Origin of the sequence: Pontibacter sp. HSC-36F09 (assembly GCF_024171605.1) — a bacterium.
Classification (GTDB): Bacteria; Bacteroidota; Bacteroidia; order Cytophagales; family Hymenobacteraceae; genus Pontibacter.
This window is the reverse complement of record NZ_JALKAA010000002.1, coordinates 161186-181446: the sequence shown is the minus strand read 5'-3', so window position 1 is coordinate 181446 and position 20261 is coordinate 161186. Positions and strand designations below refer to the sequence as shown.

The following is a 20261-nucleotide window of genomic DNA, read 5'->3' as shown; positions in this document are numbered from 1 at the left end:
TTTCCTTAGATTATCTTCATCCTGAATAGCTGATCTGAGGGGGAGGATTGCTACCTCCCTCTCAGGACCGGCTAGTTGTATCCCTCGTTCTGTTTGAACTCGCCCGGGTTAGAAACCGCATCCAGCTGGGCCTGCGGGATTGGGCGGAGCACATGGAAAGGCTGTATGTTCGGCGCAGCATCCGGGTTAAACTTCTTCACCCGCTCTATCAGTTTGTCTGTGCGTTTCAGATCGAACCAACGCTGCTGCTCTCCGGCAAACTCGCGTGCCCGTTCATCCAGAATAAAATCGATGTTCAGTTGGTCTGCCGTCACTTCCATCTCCGCCTGCTTGCCCGGCAATGCGGCCCTTCTGCGAACAGTGTTGATGTAATTTACAGCTTCTCCGGTATTTCCCTGCATCATTTCTGCTTCGGCGGCAATCAGGTATAACTCGGCAAGACGAATAACAAAGGCATCGCGCTGGCCCTGCTGCTGTGAAATGGTCAGGCGGTTTGGCTCCAGAAACTTCTTCAGCGACATGTACCTGTCGCGCACCACGGGCGCATCACCAGCATTCACATTGTAGGTTCTACTTCTATCGATGATCGTATACTTCTTAGCATCTTTCCGGGCATTTGATATCACATTCTTGCTTGCAAAGATAGCCGTATCACCTGCTGCAAAAGTCACATTTACCTCACTCCCGTTTGACAGCGTCTTTTTATAAGTACCGGGCTTGTTGGCATACCATACAGTTTCGAAAGTAGCATCAAAACGGGCATCCTTTGTCTCATCGAACAAGTCGAGTAAATGGGCTGTCGGCATGAAGCGTGCAAACGGACGGCCATAGCGCATATCACGCTGCATACCTGCTACCTGGTCATAGGTCATCAGGAAGAACAGGTGCGCATTGTTACCACCGTCACGCAGCAGGATATCGTCGCTGGTGCTGGCGGTCGGGCCGTCAAACTCCCGGTTCAGGATCAGGTCAGCAGTAAAGTTGACGTGCCACACAATCTCCGGATTTTTGATGTTGCTGATGCTCCAGAGGTTCGCATAGTTTGGCACCAGGCTGAAATTGTACTCGTTGATCACCTTCTTAGCCAGACTTGCCGCTTCCGGATAGTTTTTGCGGTAGAGGTGCATGCGTGCCATAAAGGCCTCTGCCGCCGGTTTTGTCACACGACCGTATTGCGAGCTGGTTGGCGCCAGGTTATCGGCGGCAAACTGCAAATCTTCAAATATCTGGGTATAGAATGCTTCAACCGGAGTTCGATTAGCCGTTGTTACCAACCCAATAGACTCTTCCGTTGTCAGGTGCACATCGCCCCAAGTCTCCACGATGTGCCACAGGTAAAAGGCTCTCAGAAAACGGGCTTCTGCCAGCCTGGTTGTCTTCAGGTTTTCGGCCAGGGCAGACTCCGGAATTCTTTTGACAGCGGCATTGCAGGCATTAACTGCAGAGTAAAAGCGGGTCCAGTAAAAGTTGATAGGTGCGTTAGCGCCAGACAGGTCTGAATTATAGAGTGCCACCGGTGGGTTTTCCATACCGTTTCCACGGGTGAAGATGTCGGTGCCGGTCTCTGTCAACGCAATACCATTTTCCTTACCATACCAGAAGCGCATGGGCGTATACAGGGAGTTCACCAGGCTTTCTGCACCCTCTGCTGTTTTATAATAAGCTTCAGAGGTAAGACCCGATTTGTTTTCTTCGTCCAGGAAAGACTCGCAGGAAGCTGTGCCTAGGAGAAGAACAGGAACAAGTATGCTATAGAATATCTTTTTCATGATTGCAGATTTAAAATGTTCTTCACTTCTTAGAATGAAACATTGAGGCCAAATACCATTTGTCTCGTCATCGGGAAGCTCAGGGCTCCACCGCGCTCAGGATCATAAGGCGCTATGTTACTCATCAGAATAAAATAGTTCTTAGCCGTTGCATACACTCTCAGGTTAGATAGCCTTAACTTATCTGCTATACCTTGTGGGAAACTATAAGCCAGGGTAATGTCTCTCACCTTCACGAAAGAACCATCCACATACTGCAGTGTGGTGTAGTAGCGTGTGCTGGCGCGGCTGGTGCCTGCGTTTGGCCTTGGATAGGCATTGGTTGGGTTCTCCGGAGTCCAGTAATCCACCATCGGCCCGTTTTCAAGCGCGTCTATTTTGTAAGAACCGGCCGCCTCGCTGATGATGGTATTGCCGATTCGGGCATTCACCATAAAGGAAAGTTCCAGCCCTTTGTAGCCAACCCGGTTAGTCACACCCAGCGTCCAGTCAGGATTTGCATTACCGATCACCACTCTGTCTTCCGGCGTAATGATGCCATCACTATTCTGGTCTTTTACTTTGATGTCGCCCGGCTGCTGCTGGTTTTTGGCCGCTGCTTCTTCCTCGCCCACTTGCCAGATGCCTATTTTCTCATAGTCGTAGAGAACGTTTATCGGATGCCCCACAAACAGGCCATATTCGCCTAGCGTCAGGTCGCGATCCACGCCATCAGCCAGTGCTCGTACTTCTTCTTTGTTTCGGGCGAAGCTGAAGTCGGATGACCATCTAATGCCGTTGGGCTGGTCAATATTCACCGTACCTAATTGCAATTCTACGCCTCGGTTACGGGTCTCACCCACGTTATAAATTACTCTTTCAAATCCGGTGGAGGTAGGAAGTGCTCTTGGCAGAAGCAAATCCCGGGTATCCTGCTGGTAAACATCCAGTGTACCTACCACCCGGTTGTTGAATAAGCCGAAATCCAGGCCTAAGTTAGTTGTTGCAGTTGTCTCCCATCCCAGCGCGGGTGTAGCCAGCGTGGCAGGGTAAAACCCGAAAGCAGGTGCTTCGGTACTGCCCTGGTCAAAGGCATAGGTAGATTTGCCCAGGCTACCCAATGTCTGGTAAGGGCTCACTGAGCTGTTGCCGGAAAGTCCGTAGCTCAGTCGCAGTTTCAAATCAGATATAGCATTTACGCCCTGCAAAAAGCTTTCTTCTTTCAGCAACCAACCCACTGAAGCAGAGGGGAAGTAGTCCCATTTGTTGCCGTTTGCCAATACAGAGGCTCCGTCAGCACGCATCACGAAGGTGAACAAATACTTGTTGAGAAGCTTGTAATTCAGTCGGCCGAAGAAAGAGGCCAGGCTCTGCTCTCTTAAATCGCTGCCCAGCTGATAAGCTGATTGCGTAGCGCCTAAGTTGTGAAAGAGGAAGGTAGAAGAAAGCAGGTTACGCCCTTGGGCAGAAAATGCCTCTGTAGTTTCGGACCAGATACTGGTACCAATCATAGCTGACAACTCGTGGTTCTCTGACAGCGTTTTAGAGTAGTTGGCAAAATTCTCCCATGTAAGCCGTGAGAAGTTTGTAAGTTCTGCTCTTGCCAAAGACTGACCATTTGCGCCCGTCTCAATGGTATTGGTGCCAGCGTATAGTCCGTTGCGGTTGTTAAACTGATCTACCCCAAAACGGGAGGTGAAAACCAGATCCTTGATAGGGGTGTAGTCAACAGAGAGATTGCCAAAGAAGCGCTTGTTAAGCTCGTTGTTCTCAAAGGCGCCATCCTGCTCATCCACCAGCGGGTTCAATGTGGATGCATCGCCTACAGGAAAAGTAGTGAAGTTACCCTCAGCATCGTAAGGTCTGCCCAGAGGACTCATTTTGTTTGCCTGGTTCAGCGGATCTCTTCTCAAATCCCGGTCACGATAGGTATACATCAGGTTGGTACTCACCTTCAGTTTCTCCGATACATTGTAGCCCACATTCAGGCGGCCGCTGTATCTTTTCATTCGGTCATTCTTCAACAGGCCCTTCTCGTCAAAGTATTCTGTGGAGAGGTAGTAGCTCAGTTTGTCAGCACTGCCGGTTATACCTATCTGGTAGTTTTGCTGGCTTCCGGTTCCCAGTATTTCATCTGCCCAGTCGGTGTAGATACCGTTTCTGAAGTTCTCCAATTGTGCAGGGTTAAAAATTTTATCATCATCGGCCGGGCTGCTCCACTCGCCTACTGTTCTGCGGGATTCTCTTCTCATTTCCACCCACTCAGGGCCGGTCATAATATCTGCATATCCGTTTCTGGACTGAATACCATAGTAGGAGTTAAAGGAAACTTTCGCCTTGCCTGATGAACCGCTTTTAGTAGTAATCAGGATTACACCGTTGGCACCCAGTGAACCATAGATAGCCGTGGCTGTCGCGTCTTTCAAAATCTCCATGGAAGCGATGTCGTTCGGGTTCACGTCGAGCGGGCCGTCATAGCGTATACCGTCTACCAGCACCAGCGGTCCGTTACCGGCTCCGATAGACCTGGTACCTCGTACTCTCAGGTCTACACCTGCTCCTGCCTGCCCGCTGCTCCTGGTCAGGTCGAGGCCCGGTACTTTACCCTGCAATACTTCCAAACCGCTTGTCACAGGTATAGCCGTCAGGTCCTCTCCCCGCACCGAAGCAACAGAACCAGTCAGGTCCGATTTCTTCACAGTGCCATACCCGATCACCACCACTTCTTCCAAAGCTTTGGCATCAGTTGCAAGTGTTACATTGACAGCTGTCCTGTTATTGATGGGGACTTCCTGCGTGCTGAATCCGATGTAAGAAAAAACCAGTGTACCCGTACCACTCGGAGCATTCAGGGTATACTCACCCATGGCGTTGGTGGCAGTACCACTTGCAATACCTTTCACCATCACCGTTACCCCTGGCAAACCTTCTCCCTTGTCATCTGTAACTTTTCCTTGCACTGTTAACCCTTGCGCGACGGCAACCGCCATCGAAGCGAAGAAAAGAGGAATTACTAGTAAATACCTCATCTTCATAAGTATCAAAATTTTCATAAGTGTGTAGAATTTTTGGCTCTGTAAGTGAATTGTGTGCATAGCTTTAATTAAATGCTAATTCAGTCAATACTCAGAAGATGCTGGGCTATCCCACTTTAATCTTCGGTGACGCAGGGTATCAGATTGCTAGTCCTGGAAACACCTTATCAGCCCCGGGAAACAGCACGCGGTTTTATCTTTTTTATTTTGTCATAGGCGTTTTAGTCGCTTTGGTTAGTGGCTTCCAATTATCTTTTCCGGCCAGTATCGTTTCGGGCGTATAGCGCTTGGCTTCTTTTGCCGTCAGTTGTCTCGACCATTTTACACGTTTTTCAGGTATAGCGCCAGGCCCAGAGGAATTGTACTCTGCATAGAAGGCTGTCTGCTCCGCCGCTGGTTTGTTCCAGTTGTGCCAGCCTTCCGGACGAATGTGTTTGCCGAGTTTTGTGTTCAGAAATACTGTTTGGGCGTATGGTCGCCAGGGTCTGCCCAGGTATACCTGCAGCTTTTCGTCGGCCGCTGTTACGGTGCAGTTCAGGAACACAAAGCCAAATGGCTGTTCCTGTGGCGTAGAGGCCGCCGTGATGTAGGAGTTCTTTTTGCACTGGATGGTGCAGCGCTCAAACACCGCCGTGGCCGGACCGAAAATAAAGTCCGTCATGCCCTCGATGTAGCAATCCACGAAGTACTGTCGGCTGCCACCCACGCCAACGTAGAGCGTGTCCTGATCCCCGACGATGCGGCAATTCTTAAACACCGCCCGGTCGGCCTCCACGTGCAGCGCCACGGCTTGGCCAACCGGTCCGGCAGTGTTCTCAAAAGTAATATTCTCGGCTCTGAAGCCATTTCCCTGCACCAGCACGGTGTAGGATGTAAAGGTATTGATGTCGCCTTTGCCCGAGTAGTCGTCCCAGGAGATGATCGTCTTGTGCTTGTCCTCTCCGATCAGGTGGACGTCGGTCTTCCAGGAAGGGATAACCACTTTCTCACGGTAAGTACCATTCTTCACAAACACTTCCACACCCCCAACCGGAAAGGCAGGTATAGCATCGATTGCCTCCTGCACACGGGTATAGTCACCGCTGCCGTCTTGCGCCACGACCAGCTTTTTGTGCTGCCCTTGAGCGGCCCACAGGCTAAGTGTAAACAGTATGGTCAGGAGGTATTTCATTTACTATAGTTCTGCTGCTGGTTTCACAAGGCTGTTCAGGTATACCTCCACATTGGTGTATTGCTTGTCCAAGGTATAGCCGGTCGCATCTGCAGGGTTCGTCGGGTCCAGATTATGCTGGAGCTCCCAAGCATCCGGTATGCCGTCCTGGTCCTTGTCTTCCGGAGCCGGTGCCGACTTTAGTTCCGGCCAGCCGCCCACTTCCTGCTGCGAATCGATGATGCCGTTCTTCTTTTTGCCGCTGGTTGGTTTCCCGGAGCGCACATCAGCCGCCACGCGGGTATCAACGGCATCACGTTTATGACTGGCTCCGGCATAGGCCAGCACCAGTTCGTAAGCCTGGGCAGCAGTCTGTTCTTTGATGGATGCCACCTCAAAAGGATTAGCCGTTTTCGCAGAATCTACATGGTCAGCCTGCACACCGCCAGCCCAATTGTTTTGGGTGATGGCCGGATAGCCTTCCACATGATTGCCTGTCACATAAAATTTACCGTATGGCTGCGAGGGATTCACGATGCGGTCTTTCTTAGAGGATATGGTGGCAGGTCCTGCTTTATAGTAGTTGCTCACCATATTATAGCGGCCTCTCTCCCCACCGTATGAGCTGTTGTGCACCCAGTTGAAGATGACATTATTTCGGAAATCTACCAGTTCATCCGGGCTGTTTGGAGTTGATTTGGAACCGGAGAAACGAGGTGTGCGGCTGCTGTGGTTAGCGATCAGGTTATGGTGAAAGCTGGCGCCCTCTCCTCCCCAGATACCGCCGTAGCCGTGGTCGCCCTTGGCATGTACCGACTCGTTCAGGCTTTCGGAGATGATGCTCCACTGTAATGTAAAGTTCTTGTTTCGGTAAAAAGAAGCGCACTCGTCGGTGGCCCAGCTCATAGAGCAATGATCGATGATGATGTTGCTGCGGCCTTTGTTGCCACTCAAAGCGTCTTCCTGTTGCCCCGCCACGTCGCCCAAACGGAAACGCATGTAACGCAGGATCACGTTATCTGCTTTAATACTGACCGGGTAGTTGCCGATGCAAATACCATCTCCGGGCGCTGACTGCCCTGCTATGGTCACATCTCCGTTATTGATATCCAGAGGCTCCTTCAGCACGATGGTACCTGACACAGCAAATACGATAATGCGTGGTCCCTTTTTCTGAATGGCTTTGCGTAAACTGCCCTCTCCACTATCCTCCAGATTCGTGACATAAACCACCTCTCCCCCTCGACCGCCGGTGGTATACTTACCGAAGCCCTCTGCTCCAGGAAAGGCAAGCGCCTTCGCTTCAGCAGGTATAGCTGTGATTGTGGTTACTGTCTCCCCTGAAGACCCGACAGGTATACCTGTCGGGTGCGTTGCGCACCCGGCCAGGCATACTACCAATAGCGCCACGCTATTTGATATCAATTTCTTCAGGTCGTTTCGGGTTGTCATGCTATTCAATTTTATCTACAGGTATAAGCGCTCTTGTCAAAGCTATACCTTGTGATCGTTCTTTAAAATTTCACCTGCACCGGATTCGCCAGCTCACGGGCTGTTTTGTCCAGGTACTGCAGGAAAGTGGCTTCGTCTTTTATACCTTCCGGCTCCAGTTCCCAGGCAGCCAGGTAGTAGTACTCGAGCTTATTGCCGTTTGGCTTCAGCTTCACCACATGGCTGTGCTCATCTGTTGTGAACTCCATGAAATCCTGCGGACGGAAAAGCACTGCTATACCTAAGTTGTCGCCTTCGCCGTTTAGACTCTGCTTGCCGTAGGTGGCGATGTACCCCCACTCCCCGTTGCCACCTTTCTTTGTATGCAGCTTCGCTCTTTTGTCTTTGATCAGGCCAGTTGCTAAGTTCTGCGGCTTGTCGCCTGCTATACCTACCTGGTGGTGCGTGAGTCGGGTGCCGGCGTGTATGTTGATGTTAGAGTTAATATTGAGGTTCATGTCTGCGATCTTCCAGCCGTAGTAGTTGGTTCGGATCGAAGAGTACACTGGTCCGTTTTCGGTGATCACACTGATCATGCTGTCGGTTTCGGCCATGCGATTGGCAGTTCCGTTGTGGAAGTGTGCCAGTGTGCCCACACCCAGAGATTTACCCACTTTCAGCACATCCATGCCCCAATCCTGCAGTTCGTGGTATGAGTCATAACCGTCCTGCCCTGCCTTTTGCAGCACCATATCATGGATTGTTTTCCCGAACACATCGGTGCCGTTGCGCCAGTCGAGGTAAAAGCGGTAACCCACTTTATCCGACTCCCAACCCGGACCTTCGTAGCGGATGTAGTAAGAGTGGTCGGTCACTTCATCGGGCACCCGTAGCGAGTCCACATTCTGGAAGGCGCCGCCGATGTACTTGCGGTCTTTGAACTCACCGCCCACTTTGTGCGACAGCTCTGCCTGTGTGCGCTTGGTATAGTTGCGGCTAGTTTCCCCATTTTCTTTGTAGCGCACCGTCAGGGTGCGGGTCGCTTTGGGAGCCATTTTGTCAAGCACCAGGTATACGCCCGGCTTGTCACCGTCTTTCTGGTTGTACTGACTGGCTATTTCTGTTTTGCCATCCAGTACCACAAATGCTTTTGTATTGAAGTTTGGGTATTTCTTCTGCAACTCCTGTGCATTCAGGTATACCGGAGCACTTTCACGCTCCTGGCCAAGGGGATTCGTTACTTTCACGGTGAAGGACTTCGGATACTCCTTGCGAAGATCCTGCGCCGAAAGGTTGATACTCAGCAATACAGCTGCCAGCACACATGCTCCTTTTTTCCACACCTTCATTTTGTAATTCATCTTTTCTGTTATCATCTTTATTTTACCTGCTCTTTTATGATATCATGCACGAGACTATTGATGTACACTTCGATATCATCGTAAGCGGTACTTAGACTTCTTTTATCCTGCGGCTTGCTCGGATCCAGCTTATAGGCTATTTCCCATTCGTCAGGTATACCATCACCGTCAGTGTCTTTCGGCGCAGGTTTCGATTTCAATTCAGGCCACCCACCCACATCCTCCTGCGAATCGATGATGCCGTTTGTGCTTCCGCTGGAGCCTTGTGCTGTAAATGCGTTATTGCGCACATTGTCCACTACCCGCACATCCACGGCATCACGCACCAGGGAGGCGCCGGCATAATCCAGCACCCTGTCGTAAGCGACCTCTGCTGAATGTGTGGTCACATTGTTGTTGATTGAGTGCGGCGATTCAAGACGCATGGCGGCTTTGTCTGCGGCAGAAATGGTACCGTAGCTGCCATGAAACTGGTTGTATACCCCGTAGGTCCAGTTGTCATTGGTGGCACGGGCACTGCCTTCCACCTCGTTTCCATCAATGTAGAATTTGCCCCAGATGTCGTATACTTCCGTGCCTTCATTCTTATTCTTGTCAATCGAGAAAATGCGCTCCTTTTTGGAAGTGACAGGCCCCGGCTTGTAGTAGTTGTTCACGATGTTGATGTTCATGGCTTCCCCGCCATAGGCGCTGTTGTTTCCCCAGTTAAAGGTCACGTTGTTACGCACATCCACCAGGTCGGTAAGGGCAAAGGCTTTACCGGCTTCCTCGCCAAAACGCGGATTTCGGCTGTCGTGGTGTGCCAGCAGGTTGTGGTGGAACGAAGCATTTTTGCCGCCCCAGATCCCGCCGTAGCCGTGCGCTCCTTTTGCATGGGCAGAGTTGCGGAGACTCTCTGAAATAATGCACCACTGCAGGGTAAAATTCTCGTTGGCGTAGAAGGAAACGCACTCGTCGGTTGACCAGCTCATGGAGCAGTGGTCGACGATGATGTTCTTGCGAAAGCGTCCTTCCAACGCATCTGCCTCCTGACCAGCCGCGTCTCCCATCCGGAAACGCATAAAGCGAATGATCACATTGTCTGCATTCACGACCACTGGGTAGTTGCGAATCGTAATACCGTCGCCCGGAGCCGTTTGTCCGGCTATGGTCAGGTCACCGTTGCTGATGGTCAGCCTGGAGTTCAGAGTGATCGTACCAGATATTTCAAACACGATGATCCTCGCACCAGCCGCCGCAATAGCAGCCCGCAAACTGCCTGTACCAGAGTCCTTCAGATTGGTCACTTTAATAACCTTGCCACCACGCCCGCCTGTTGCATCTTTACCAAAGCCCTCGGCTCCCGGAAAAGCCAGGGCTGTCTCATTGACCGGAACAGGTCCTTCGGCAGTCGGTTCCTCTACCTTTGGCGCAGGCTCAGGTTTGCTTTTGCAGGCCGCAAACGACAAGGATAGTCCTAAGACAGTAAGGCAAACCCACAACCCTGTTTTGGAAGCACGATGATACATGGCAGGCTAATGTTAAGGTAGGTGTGGCCTGTTGTAGACCACACCCGTTAAATTATTTATCTCCAGCGCGGGTCACCAGCATTGTTGCGGCCCTGGAAGTTGTTGTCGATCAGTGTGAAATCACCATTCCTAGGATCTTTGAACAGGTCGAAGGTGGTACCGCTATAGGTTGAAACACCCGGTATTTCACTCGAGGTCACCTCCAGGTCAGACGTCACGTGGGTACTGCCGGATTCTATTAGGGTACTACTGCCAGCCCTTATACCTGACACGGCCCTGTTGCCTCCTGCACTCTTTCCAATTCCGAAGATGGAGTTGTTCACTTTAATACCTCCGGTTACATCATTGGAAGTAGTATAATCAATCAGGTAGCGACCACCTTCCGGTACTTCGCTGAACGTACTGTTCTCAATCAGAATCGATCTTGAAGGAGCCTTACTGGTCATGAAGCGCTCGATCTTGTAGAAAGTGCTGTTCTTAAACACCATATCTTTCACATCTACACCCGCATTATCAATTGTCAGCACACCATAGTTCGACAAGCTGTCCACTACGCTGTTCAGAATATGGAACTTGTCCACTACTGTGCCAGCACTCTGGAGGCGAACCAGTCCTCTGAAGATTTCAGCATGGCAAGCTTCAAACTTGATCTTACCAATTGCGAAAGCTTTGTTCGCATTCAACACGTAGCGGCCTGAGTAATTATCGCTGCGCATAGCCACACTTTTGAAAACCACAGAGTCGATCTGGCTGCCTTCCGTGAAGTTGAAGTTGCTGGTAAAGTAAATCTCAGCCAATTCTGGATTAAAGCTGTTGGCACTCATGATCGTAACTGATCGATCCAGGTTAACGGTAGAACTTATTGTATAGCGTGTACCTCGCTTCAGCAGCACCGTGCTCCCCGATGGAATCTGAGGAAGTGTATCCTGCAGTACAGATGGCCTGTTTGTAATGCTTGTCAGGTCAATCACATCCCCGGCAAACGAAGCAGCTTTTGTGGTAAAGTTTCGGGTACCTTTAGAGGAGTTGTTTCTGAAAATCTCAGCCGTGTAGGCTGTACTCGGACGAAGCCCCTCTATCAGTATTTGTTTTGCCTGCACATCAGCTTCCGTAAGCGGCACTTCAATCGGGTTGCCGGCAGGTGCAGTTGGCGTTAGCACAATTCGGGTTACCCCCGGCGACTCACGCCATTTCAGGATCACAGCATTCTCGATCACATCGGAGTCGAACATCGTTTCGAAAATCTGCTCCCCTCTTATTCTGAATCGGTTACTTACCATTGGCTTGGACTCAGGTCTTTCGCCCAGCGCATTGGCCCGGATGCGGGCATAGTAATCGACTCTTGCGTCTAGTTGATCATCTGTAAAAACCACACCAGAAGTATCTGTCTGAACAGTGAGCAATACCGGTGTTGCAAAAAGTGTATCAGCTGCCACCTCCACGGTATAAGTTACGCCGCTGCTGGCTGTTGTGTATAGCGATGGATTCCAGGTCAGCTTTACCTGCGTTTCTCCGCTTATGGATTGTATTGCACCGGCCGGTGTGAACATGCGCATCGGGTCCAAAGAATCTACTTCCTTTTTACAGGCCACAGTCACCAACCCAAGCATCAGCACAGGAAGCAGCGTACCGGATATTTTCTTTAAATATTTTGTCATCTCTTGATAGCTTAATTTCATGATCTGATTAAAAATTAATATCCGTAGTCCTGTGTTAGCCTGAAGTTCTGATTAAGCACACCGGAGTAGATCGGGAACAACTCTGACTGGCCTGGCTGGAAGGCAACGGCGAACTGCTCGGCATAGGTATCGTTCAATGCGGCACGCCAGTTCTTGCGGGTATAGCCCTCTGGTGTAGAGGTTGGCGCTGGGGTATACATCGCTTCTGATACAGACCCTCCGATCAGGTCCAGTCCTGCCATTTCCTGTGCTACAGTAGGGCTGTTGCGGAATGGTGTCAGCTTCACGTACACATAGTTTGGAACGTTGGCATACCTGCCTGTTCCATTTCGGAATTCCACCAGATTAGCGCGTGTCTGGTTGATTACGCTCTCCAACTGGTTCCAGCGGATCAGGTCATACTTGCGGATGCCCTCACCTCCGAACTCCAGTAGGCGTTCATTTGCTATCGCCTGGAAAAATCCTTGCTGATCGGTTGGCGTCACACCCATTCTGTCTTCGTTTCCGGCAAAAGCTCTTCTTCTTACTGCTTCATAAGCGGCTACTGCCTCTCCACTCGGCCCACCTTTCAGTTCGTTATCAGCCTCGGCAAACATCAGCAGCACATCGGCGTAGCGCAGGATCGGCCAGTTGATACCCAGGGTCTGATTTGTGCCGGTTATACCTGTCCAGTATTTTCTGAACTTACCGTCGCGCATCAGTATAGAGGTTGACAGGTCAATTTGATCATCCTTGTTGATGGAGAAGTAAGCGAGCGTCACATCTCTTCTGGAATCACCTATCTGGTCGAATTCATAGAAATAAGTCGGAATGGCTTCCAGCTGTCCGTTTGCCTGACCGTAGCTGGAGCTGGCATCTATTCTAAGACCGTTCGAGTAGCCCAGTTTACTGTCCGTACGGGCGTTACCGCCGTAAGCACCTGCTTCAAAAATACGCTCTCCTGTTGGATCCATGGAGGTGGTATGCAGTCCGCGAAATATATTCTCGTAGCTTGGGTTCAGGCCATGCTGACCGCTCTGCATGATATCCCAGGTTTCGTCACGAGCGATCTGATAATAGTCTTTGTAATCATCGCGACGCTCCATGGCACGACTATCTCTTCTGAGTGAGTAACCGCCACGGGCCAGGGCCAGGCGTGCACGCAGGCCTTTCACGGCACCCTTCGTCACGCGGGTACTCGGGTCGCCAGATTCTGAGCGCCAAGGCACCAGTTCTGCAGCCAGTTTCAGGTCATCCAGGAGTCGGTCATAGATCTCGTCGCGGTCAGTCTTAGGAAGGTTAAGGTCAGGTATATCAGCAGAAGGCTCAAACTGCGCCGGCACATCACCCCAGTTGCGGATCAACTCGTGATAAAACACGGCACGCAGTGTCAGCGCCTCACCATGTAGCTTCCGCATAGCCGCCTGCTCAGCAGCTGTGCCATTGGTATACAGATTGGAGGCAGGTATATACTTAATGGCAATATTAGCTCTTTCTATACCTGAGTACAGCTCCAGAAAGGGCCTGAATAGTTCTGTGTTATCCGGGTGCACACCATAGCCACTAATACCTCGTCGGTCAAGCGGATTGTAGGCACCGCCCACTCTGAAGTCATCGGCTGCATTTGGGTATAGGGTCGAGATGCGGCTTCCGTAAGTGTTATCGCCCATCAACCTATTGTAGATGCTGATAACAGCCGAGTTAGTATAGGATACGCTGGTAAAAACCGCATCCTGCGAAATAGTAGAAGGGTTCTCCACATCCAGGTAATGCTCACAGGATGTAAATGTCAGGCTTCCCCCCATGGCAAGGAACAGAACAAGTGACTTTATATAGGACTTTTTCATCTTTGCTAATGCTTTAATATTCTAGAAAGTAACATTTACACCACCCAGTATGAAGCGGCTACGTGGATAAGCAGCGTAGTCTACACTTGGTGTCAGCGGGTTGCTGCGACGGGTGTTTGCCTCCGGGTCGTAGCCAGAGTAGCCCGTAATGGTGAGCAGGTTGTTCACGGTGCCATACACACGGAACTTAGAGATGAAACCTGTGCGCTTCAACAGACTCTCAGGCAGTGAATAACCCAGTGTCAGGTTGCTGATGCGTAGGAAAGAACCATCTTCGATCGCAAACGAGTGCAGGAAATACTGCCCGGCAGCCGGTGTCCAGTACTTGGCATCTTGGTTCATAGCGGCAAGCTGATCTGGGTTTGTCACCAGTTGACCGGCATCGTCGTACCACTGCCATCTGTCGTTCATCAGGCTCAGCATGTTGTTATCGCGGTACAGGTACTGGGTCGTGAACTCTACTTTGTTGGCATTGTACACCTTGTTACCATAAGAGAAGTTCATGAAAATGCTCATGTCAAAGCCTTTGTAAGCAAACTGCTGGTTAAAGCCACCGATGAACTTTGGCTGTGCGTTGCCTAGCACGGTTCTATCTTCTGTGGTGATCAGGTTGCTTCCCGTATCAGCCAGTTTTTTTAGTTTAAGATCGCCAGGCTGCGGGGCTCTGTTACCCAATGCAACGGCACGACTATCCGGCACATTCTCTTTCAAGGTATAAGTCCAGGCTCCGGTCGCTTCGTTAAAGGTATGGTTGAAGTCATCTAAGGTATAGTAACCGTCGGTCACGTAGCCGTAGAACTGGCCAACCGGCTGCCCTACCTCTACAATAAAGTCCTGTAGGCTATTCACCCAACCAGACTCAACCAGGTATGAGTTACGCGGTACGCCACTTGGGTCAAGGCCCAGACTTACGATCTTATTTCTGTTGAAAGCAATGTTGAAGTTAGAAGACCAGGTAAAGTCTTTGGTATCTACCACGATACCGTTCAACTGTACTTCCAGACCTCTGTTCTCTGTCTCACCGATGTTCTGGAACTGCCACTCGTAACCGCTGGTCTGTGGAATGTTGGCGCGAAGCAACAGGTCTCTGGTACTGTTTTTATACAAGTCGATAGAGGCGTTGATGCGGTTATTGAAAATGGAAAAATCGAAGCCAAGGTTTCTGGATAAAGTAGTCTCCCATTTCAGGTTCGAGTTGGCCAGGTCGTTAGCGGCAAAGCCCGGTGTGATCGCTTCGTTGAAAGCATACCCGTCGTTGCCGGCTGCCACAAACATTGTCTTCCAAAGGTCAACCCCAACCCGGTTGTTACCTACTTCACCTATACTAGCTCGTACTTTCAGGTCAGATAGCCATTTCTGCGAAAAGGCCATAAAGTTTTCTTCTCCAATGTGCCATGCAACCGAGGCTGATGGGAAGTAGCCCACTCTGTTCTCAGGTGAGAACAGCGAAGAAGCATCACGACGAAGGTTGAATACGGCGCGGTACTTGTCGTTGAAGCTGTAGCTCAAGCGACCAAAATACGAAAGAAGTCTTTGTTCTGATTCCGCTGTGGTTGGTGCATCCTGGATAAGACCAGCCGGAGGAGTTGCTTTCTGTATACCTGCAAAGGCCTGCTCTGGTGTGATATCTTCTGGTAGCCACTTGGTGGTGATGTTACGGTTAGTCGTTTTGCGTTGCCAGATCTCCTGTCCGATCAGAGCGTCAAACTTATGCGCATCAGCTACCGTGAAACGGTAGTTCAGCGTGTTGGAGTTTGTAATTGAAAGCGCCTCCCCTGCCTGCAACTGCACGACAGGCATACCTGCATTCTGACGCGCAATACCTGTCACCGGGCCATTGAAGATGTTCACATCCCGGTTATTTGACGTGATACCGAACACAGTTCTTGCCGTCAGGTTTTTGATGATATCAAAGCTCGCCCAGCCATTTAGTAAAAGGTCGTTGCGGTAATCATTTCTTAGCTCTTGATTGGCTAGTAAAACAGGGCTGGTCAGGTTGGTTAGGTTTGCAAATTCCGGATCAAATTCATCGATCACGTTTTCCTGGCCCGGGGCAACAAATGGTCTGAAACGAACTGAGTTTCTGAGTCTGTTGGTGCTCTGTGAACCTGTGCTGGAAGTACCCACACCGTCAATTCGCTGGCGGCTGTAGCGGCTGTTCACCCCTACTTTCAGGCGGTCACTTATTTTATGATCAAACTTAATAGAAGCCAGTGTTCTTACAAAACCAGAGTTCAGCATGATACCATCTTCATCGGTATGGTTCAGCGTTACATTAAAGGTTGTTATTTTAGAGCCACCTGATACTCCTACAATATGCGTCTGGCTATAAGCATCACGACCGAATACTTCGTCCTGCCAATCGGTGAATGGCATGTTCTGATAAATATCAATGTCTTCGTAACGACCGTAGCGCGTCACAAAGTTATCGCGTGTTTCCTGGTTTGTGTTGAAGTTGTAGATCTGGTACTGGTATTTCACGAAATCGTAAGGATTCATCACGTCCAGCTTATTTACAATGCTGCGCACACCGGCAAAACCATTGTAAGTCACCTGCGTCGGCATTTCCACACCACCTTTCGTTGTGATCAATACTACACCGTTGGCACCTCTGGCACCATAAATTGCGGTAGAGGCAGCATCTTTCAGCACGTCAATCGTCTCGATTTCCTGAGGAGAAAGCACAGAAAGCGCATTCTCCATCTGGATACCGTCTACTATATATAAAGGAGAGTTATCCTGCGTAATCGAACCGCCACCACGTACCCGGATCTGGATTTCGGCACCCGGCTGTCCTTCAGAGGTGGTCACCTGCACACCTGCCAGTCGACCGGCGAGCGCCTCCGCTGCCGTGCTCACAGGTATATCGCGCAGCTGCTTGGCACCGACCGACGAAACAGAACCCGTCAACTCTTTACGCGACACCTCCTGGTAACCGATCACCACTACTTCATCCAGCGCCTTTGCGTCGGGCTCCATTCTTACATCTACCGTGCTGCGGTTGCTTATTTGCAGCTCCTGCGGCTGGTAACCAATAAAGCGGAACACCAACACAGCATCACCACTTGGAGCAACCAGCTTGTAACCACCCTCCACATCCGTTGGGGTAGCCACCGTAGTACCCTTCACCAGGACGGTTACCCCGGGCAGACCCTCCCCTTTCTCATCCACTACTTTGCCCGTTACAGTAAAGCCCTGGGCAAACGCGCCGGCAAAGGCGGCGAAGACAAACAATACCGTGAGCTGGTATTTCATCTTCTTTAGTAAAACATGTTGCATAGGTATAGATTAGTTTGTTATTATAAGGACTGTATTTATTCTTCAGGTTTAAAACCTTGTATAAGTATTTTCGGCGCGTGGTTGGCTGAACCTAAATTCTCTGAATGGCGACTTAGTTGCACCACTTGAACCTAAACTTCTGCCCTGCTTGCACAAATAATTTGCGCAACCGATTGCATTTTAATAACTCTCCTCAAAAAAAACAATAAAAAGTTCTTTTATTTTTCAATAAATCATTTTTCAATAACCTTGTTTAAACATTTTTGAAAATTAACTAAGAAATAAGCCCTTTTATTGACATTTTAAAATCTTAGTTTAAAAATTCATTTTCTTATACCCTGCCCTATACCTGAGATAATTTTACTAAAATTATTATTGTTGTGTAAAAATATTTATTACTTTGCGCAAACGATTACGCACATTGACAGTATAAAAAAGACATGAGCATAACCTATACAGTAAGACACGCTACCCACCCGGCAGACAGCCGGAACTATGATACAGCAAAACTTCGTGAGCACTTCCTGATCGAGCAGTTGTTTAAAGCGGACACCGTGCACGCAACCTATACCTTGCACGACAGACTGGTGGTAGGCGGTGCCCACCCAGTAGAGAAGCCTTTAAAACTGGAAACCTTCCCGACGCTGCGTTCCGAGCACTTTCTGGATCGCCGGGAGCTTGGCATTATCAATGTTGGAGCGGCAGGCAGTGTGACCGTAGACGGCGAGACCTATGAGTTGGCCCCAAAAGAGGCTTTATATATAGGAAAAGGTGCCAAAGAGATCTATTTCAATACAAGCCAAACAGGAAAGGCACTCTATTACTTTAACTCTGCCCCTGCGCACCACACCTACCCTACCCGCAAGGTATCGCTGAGCGAAGCCGAGACAGTAGAGCTGGGCGCTTTGGAGAACTCGAATCACCGCATCATCCGCAAAGTGCTTATCAATAGTGTTGTGGAGACTTGCCAGCTGCAGATGGGCATTACCGAGTTGCAGCCGGGCAGCGTATGGAACACCATGCCGGCCCATACCCATGACCGCCGTATGGAGGCGTACTTCTACTTTGAGTTACCGGAAGACCAGGCCGTGTGCCACTTTATGGGAGAACCGGAGGAGACACGCCACCTTTGGGTGAAAAATAACCAGGCTATTATCTCGCCACCGTGGTCCATTCACAGCGGCGCCGGCACCAGCAACTATACCTTCATCTGGGGTATGGCCGGAGAAAACCTGGATTACAATGACATGGATAAAGTAGCACCTACTGACCTGAAATAAGATGAGCATGAACGCATTGTTTGACCTGACCGGACAAGTTGCCCTGATAACTGGTGCCACCCACGGTTTAGGCATGGCCATGGCCACTGCAATAGGCGAGGCAGGCGCTACGCTGGTTATCAACGGCCACACACCATCCAAAATGGAAGAGGCACTGGCAAGTTACAGAGCAGCCGGTCTGACCGCATACGGTTACCTGTTCGACGTGACGGACGCCCAGCAGGTAAAGCAAAACATTGCGCAAATAGAACAAGAAGTTGGCCCGATCAGCATCCTGGTAAACAATGCCGGTATCATCAAACGCATACCTGCGCTGGAGATGGACGAGGCAGATTTCCGGCAGGTGCTGGACGTGGACCTCACCGCCCCCTTTATCGTTTCCAAGCACGTGGCCAGGTATATGGTGGAGCGCCGCCAGGGCAAGATCATCAACATCTGCTCCATGATGAGCGAACTGGGCCGCGATACAGTTTCGGCTTATGCGGCTGCCAAGGGCGGCCTTAAAATGCTGACACGCAACCTCGCTACGGAATGGGCCAGGTATAACATACAGGTGAACGGCATCGGGCCGGGCTACTTTGCAACGGAGCAAACGGCCCCTATCCGAGTAGACGGACATCCGTTTAACGATTTTATTGTGCGCCGTACCCCGGCTGGTCGCTGGGGTGATCCAGAGGATCTGGGCGGGACAGCAGTTTTTCTCTCCAGCAGAGCCAGCGATTTTATAAATGGCCAGATTATTTATGTAGATGGTGGTATATTAGCAACCATCGGTAAACCGGCCAACGAACAGTAGGGCTCCGGGATTCCGGTAAAAGCCTTAAGAGACAGATATGTCAACAAAGACGAAAGTAACTATACATGATATTGCAGAGAAGCTAAATATTACGGCTTCTACGGTATCGCGTGCGCTTAACGACAATCCGCGCATCAGCGACGCCACCAAAAAGGCGGTACTAAAGACTGCCAAACAGCTGAATTATCAGCCCAACAACATTGCAGCGGCACTGCGCCATGGCAAGAGCTACATCATCGGAGTGATCGTGCCGACGGCTGACCGCTACTTTTTCGCCTCTGTGGTTCGAGGTATAGAAGAGATCGCTAACAACCTGAATTACAAGGTGATCATCTGCCAGTCGTATGACAACTACGAGAAGGAAGTGCAGACCATTGAGGCGCTGCTGAATGCACGGGTAGACGGCATCATCGCCTCTATCGGTAAGAACACTGAGAACTTCGACCACTTCAAAAAGGTGCAGTCGAAAGGTATACCGCTGGTGCTGTTTGACCGCACCACCGACGAACTGGAAGTAAGCCAGGTGATGATCGATGACTACCTGGGCGCCTATAAAACGGTAGAGCACCTGATCCAGCAGGGTTGCAAGCGCATTGCGCATTTTACGAGCCCGAAGAAAGTGAGCGTTTTTAAAGAGCGTCTGCGTGGCTATACCGATGCCTTACGTGATTACGATATACCGTATGACGAGCAGCTGGTGATTAAAGGTGATTTGCAGTTGGAAGACGGCAGAGAGGGTATGAAAAAACTACTGAAGCTCAAGCAAATGCCGGATGCGGTGTTCTCTGCCAGTGATTACGCTGCCATGGGTGCCATGCAGGTGCTGAAGGAGCGCGACATCCAGATTCCACAGCAGGTGGCACTGGCCGGATTCTCGAACGAACCGTTTACCTCGTTCACAGATCCGCCGCTCACTACCGTGGATCAGCGCAGTATCAAGATGGGCAATATCACGGCGGAACTCTTTTTCGAGCACTTCAAGTCTGGTGAGAAAGGCATCGTGTCGCAGAAGACAGTCCTGAAGCCAGAATTGATTACCCGTAAGTCCTCGCTGCGCAAGTAGTCGGGACTGCCGCAAGCTATACCTTAGCCGCTGTAAAAGGCGGCTGTTTTTATACCTGTTATACAATCGATTGCACAGTTTTGGCAATAAACGGTTACTCTCTGG

General features: G+C 50.3%; 12 protein-coding genes. 3 read left to right on the top strand and 9 right to left on the bottom strand.

From position 1 onward, the window contains the following. Positions 1 to 71: 71 nt before the first annotated feature. From L1278_RS06840 to L1278_RS06800, 9 genes are all read right to left on the bottom strand, one after another. A complete protein-coding gene (locus L1278_RS06840) occupies positions 72 to 1769 on the bottom strand; it encodes a RagB/SusD family nutrient uptake outer membrane protein (RefSeq protein ID WP_253402244.1) in 1698 nt (565 codons plus the stop codon). Between the two features lie 29 nt (positions 1770 to 1798). Beyond that, positions 1799 to 4777: a TonB-dependent receptor gene (locus tag L1278_RS06835; protein WP_253402241.1), complete on the bottom strand. Its 2979-nt coding sequence runs from the start codon at positions 4775 to 4777 to the stop codon at positions 1799 to 1801. A 208-nt stretch (positions 4778 to 4985) separates the two neighbouring features. Then, positions 4986 to 5954, bottom strand: coding sequence for a pectinesterase family protein (locus tag L1278_RS06830; protein ID WP_253402239.1), 969 nt, complete (start codon positions 5952 to 5954; stop codon positions 4986 to 4988). Between the two features lie 3 nt (positions 5955 to 5957). After that, the gene (locus L1278_RS06825; protein WP_253402237.1) at positions 5958 to 7385 is read right to left on the bottom strand and encodes a polysaccharide lyase family 1 protein; all 1428 of its coding nucleotides are present in this window, start codon (positions 7383 to 7385) and stop codon (positions 5958 to 5960) included. Between the two features lie 62 nt (positions 7386 to 7447). Further along, a complete protein-coding gene (locus tag L1278_RS06820) occupies positions 7448 to 8740 on the bottom strand; it encodes a DUF4861 domain-containing protein (protein WP_253402235.1) in 1293 nt (430 codons plus the stop codon). Between the two features lie 2 nt (positions 8741 to 8742). Beyond that, positions 8743 to 10233: a pectate lyase gene (locus L1278_RS06815; protein WP_253402233.1), complete on the bottom strand. Its 1491-nt coding sequence runs from the start codon at positions 10231 to 10233 to the stop codon at positions 8743 to 8745. A 56-nt stretch (positions 10234 to 10289) separates the two neighbouring features. Next, positions 10290 to 11891 carry a DUF5123 domain-containing protein gene (locus L1278_RS06810; protein WP_253402231.1) on the bottom strand — a complete coding sequence of 534 codons (1602 nt, stop codon included), beginning with the start codon at positions 11889 to 11891 and terminating at the stop codon, positions 10290 to 10292. Positions 11892 to 11926: 35 nt separating this feature from the next. Continuing rightward, positions 11927 to 13738 carry a RagB/SusD family nutrient uptake outer membrane protein gene (locus L1278_RS06805; protein WP_253402229.1) on the bottom strand — a complete coding sequence of 604 codons (1812 nt, stop codon included), beginning with the start codon at positions 13736 to 13738 and terminating at the stop codon, positions 11927 to 11929. A 21-nt stretch (positions 13739 to 13759) separates the two neighbouring features. Next, positions 13760 to 17017, bottom strand: a complete 3258-nt coding sequence (locus tag L1278_RS06800) for a TonB-dependent receptor (protein ID WP_253402227.1) — start codon at positions 17015 to 17017, stop codon at positions 13760 to 13762. A gap of 440 nt (positions 17018 to 17457) precedes the next feature. Here L1278_RS06800 and kduI point away from each other — a divergent pair, with 440 nt between their 5' ends. The 3 genes from kduI to L1278_RS06785 are packed head-to-tail and all read left to right on the top strand — an operon-like array spanning position 17458 to position 20156. Then, entirely contained in the window at positions 17458 to 18297 is an 840-nt protein-coding gene (kduI, locus tag L1278_RS06795; RefSeq protein ID WP_253402225.1) for a 5-dehydro-4-deoxy-D-glucuronate isomerase, read from the top strand. Positions 18298 to 18304: 7 nt separating this feature from the next. Beyond that, positions 18305 to 19093: a gluconate 5-dehydrogenase gene (locus L1278_RS06790; RefSeq protein WP_253403331.1), complete on the top strand. Its 789-nt coding sequence runs from the start codon at positions 18305 to 18307 to the stop codon at positions 19091 to 19093. A gap of 37 nt (positions 19094 to 19130) precedes the next feature. After that, the gene (locus L1278_RS06785; RefSeq protein ID WP_253402223.1) at positions 19131 to 20156 is read left to right on the top strand and encodes a LacI family DNA-binding transcriptional regulator; all 1026 of its coding nucleotides are present in this window, start codon (positions 19131 to 19133) and stop codon (positions 20154 to 20156) included. The last annotated feature ends 105 nt before the right edge of the window (positions 20157 to 20261 follow it).

Coding starts and splice junctions, on each gene's coding strand:
- L1278_RS06840 (WP_253402244.1), bottom strand. CDS start 1,769: ATGAAAAAGATATTCTATAGCATACTTGTTCCTGTTCTTCTCCTAGGC.
- L1278_RS06835 (WP_253402241.1), bottom strand. CDS start 4,777: ATGAGGTATTTACTAGTAATTCCTCTTTTCTTCGCTTCGATGGCGGTT.
- L1278_RS06830 (WP_253402239.1), bottom strand. CDS start 5,954: ATGAAATACCTCCTGACCATACTGTTTACACTTAGCCTGTGGGCCGCT.
- L1278_RS06825 (WP_253402237.1), bottom strand. CDS start 7,385: ATGACAACCCGAAACGACCTGAAGAAATTGATATCAAATAGCGTGGCG.
- L1278_RS06820 (WP_253402235.1), bottom strand. CDS start 8,740: ATGATAACAGAAAAGATGAATTACAAAATGAAGGTGTGGAAAAAAGGA.
- L1278_RS06815 (WP_253402233.1), bottom strand. CDS start 10,233: ATGTATCATCGTGCTTCCAAAACAGGGTTGTGGGTTTGCCTTACTGTC.
- L1278_RS06810 (WP_253402231.1), bottom strand. CDS start 11,891: ATGACAAAATATTTAAAGAAAATATCCGGTACGCTGCTTCCTGTGCTG.
- L1278_RS06805 (WP_253402229.1), bottom strand. CDS start 13,738: ATGAAAAAGTCCTATATAAAGTCACTTGTTCTGTTCCTTGCCATGGGG.
- L1278_RS06800 (WP_253402227.1), bottom strand. CDS start 17,017: ATGCAACATGTTTTACTAAAGAAGATGAAATACCAGCTCACGGTATTG.
- kduI (WP_253402225.1), top strand. CDS start 17,458: ATGAGCATAACCTATACAGTAAGACACGCTACCCACCCGGCAGACAGC.
- L1278_RS06790 (WP_253403331.1), top strand. CDS start 18,305: ATGAACGCATTGTTTGACCTGACCGGACAAGTTGCCCTGATAACTGGT.
- L1278_RS06785 (WP_253402223.1), top strand. CDS start 19,131: ATGTCAACAAAGACGAAAGTAACTATACATGATATTGCAGAGAAGCTA.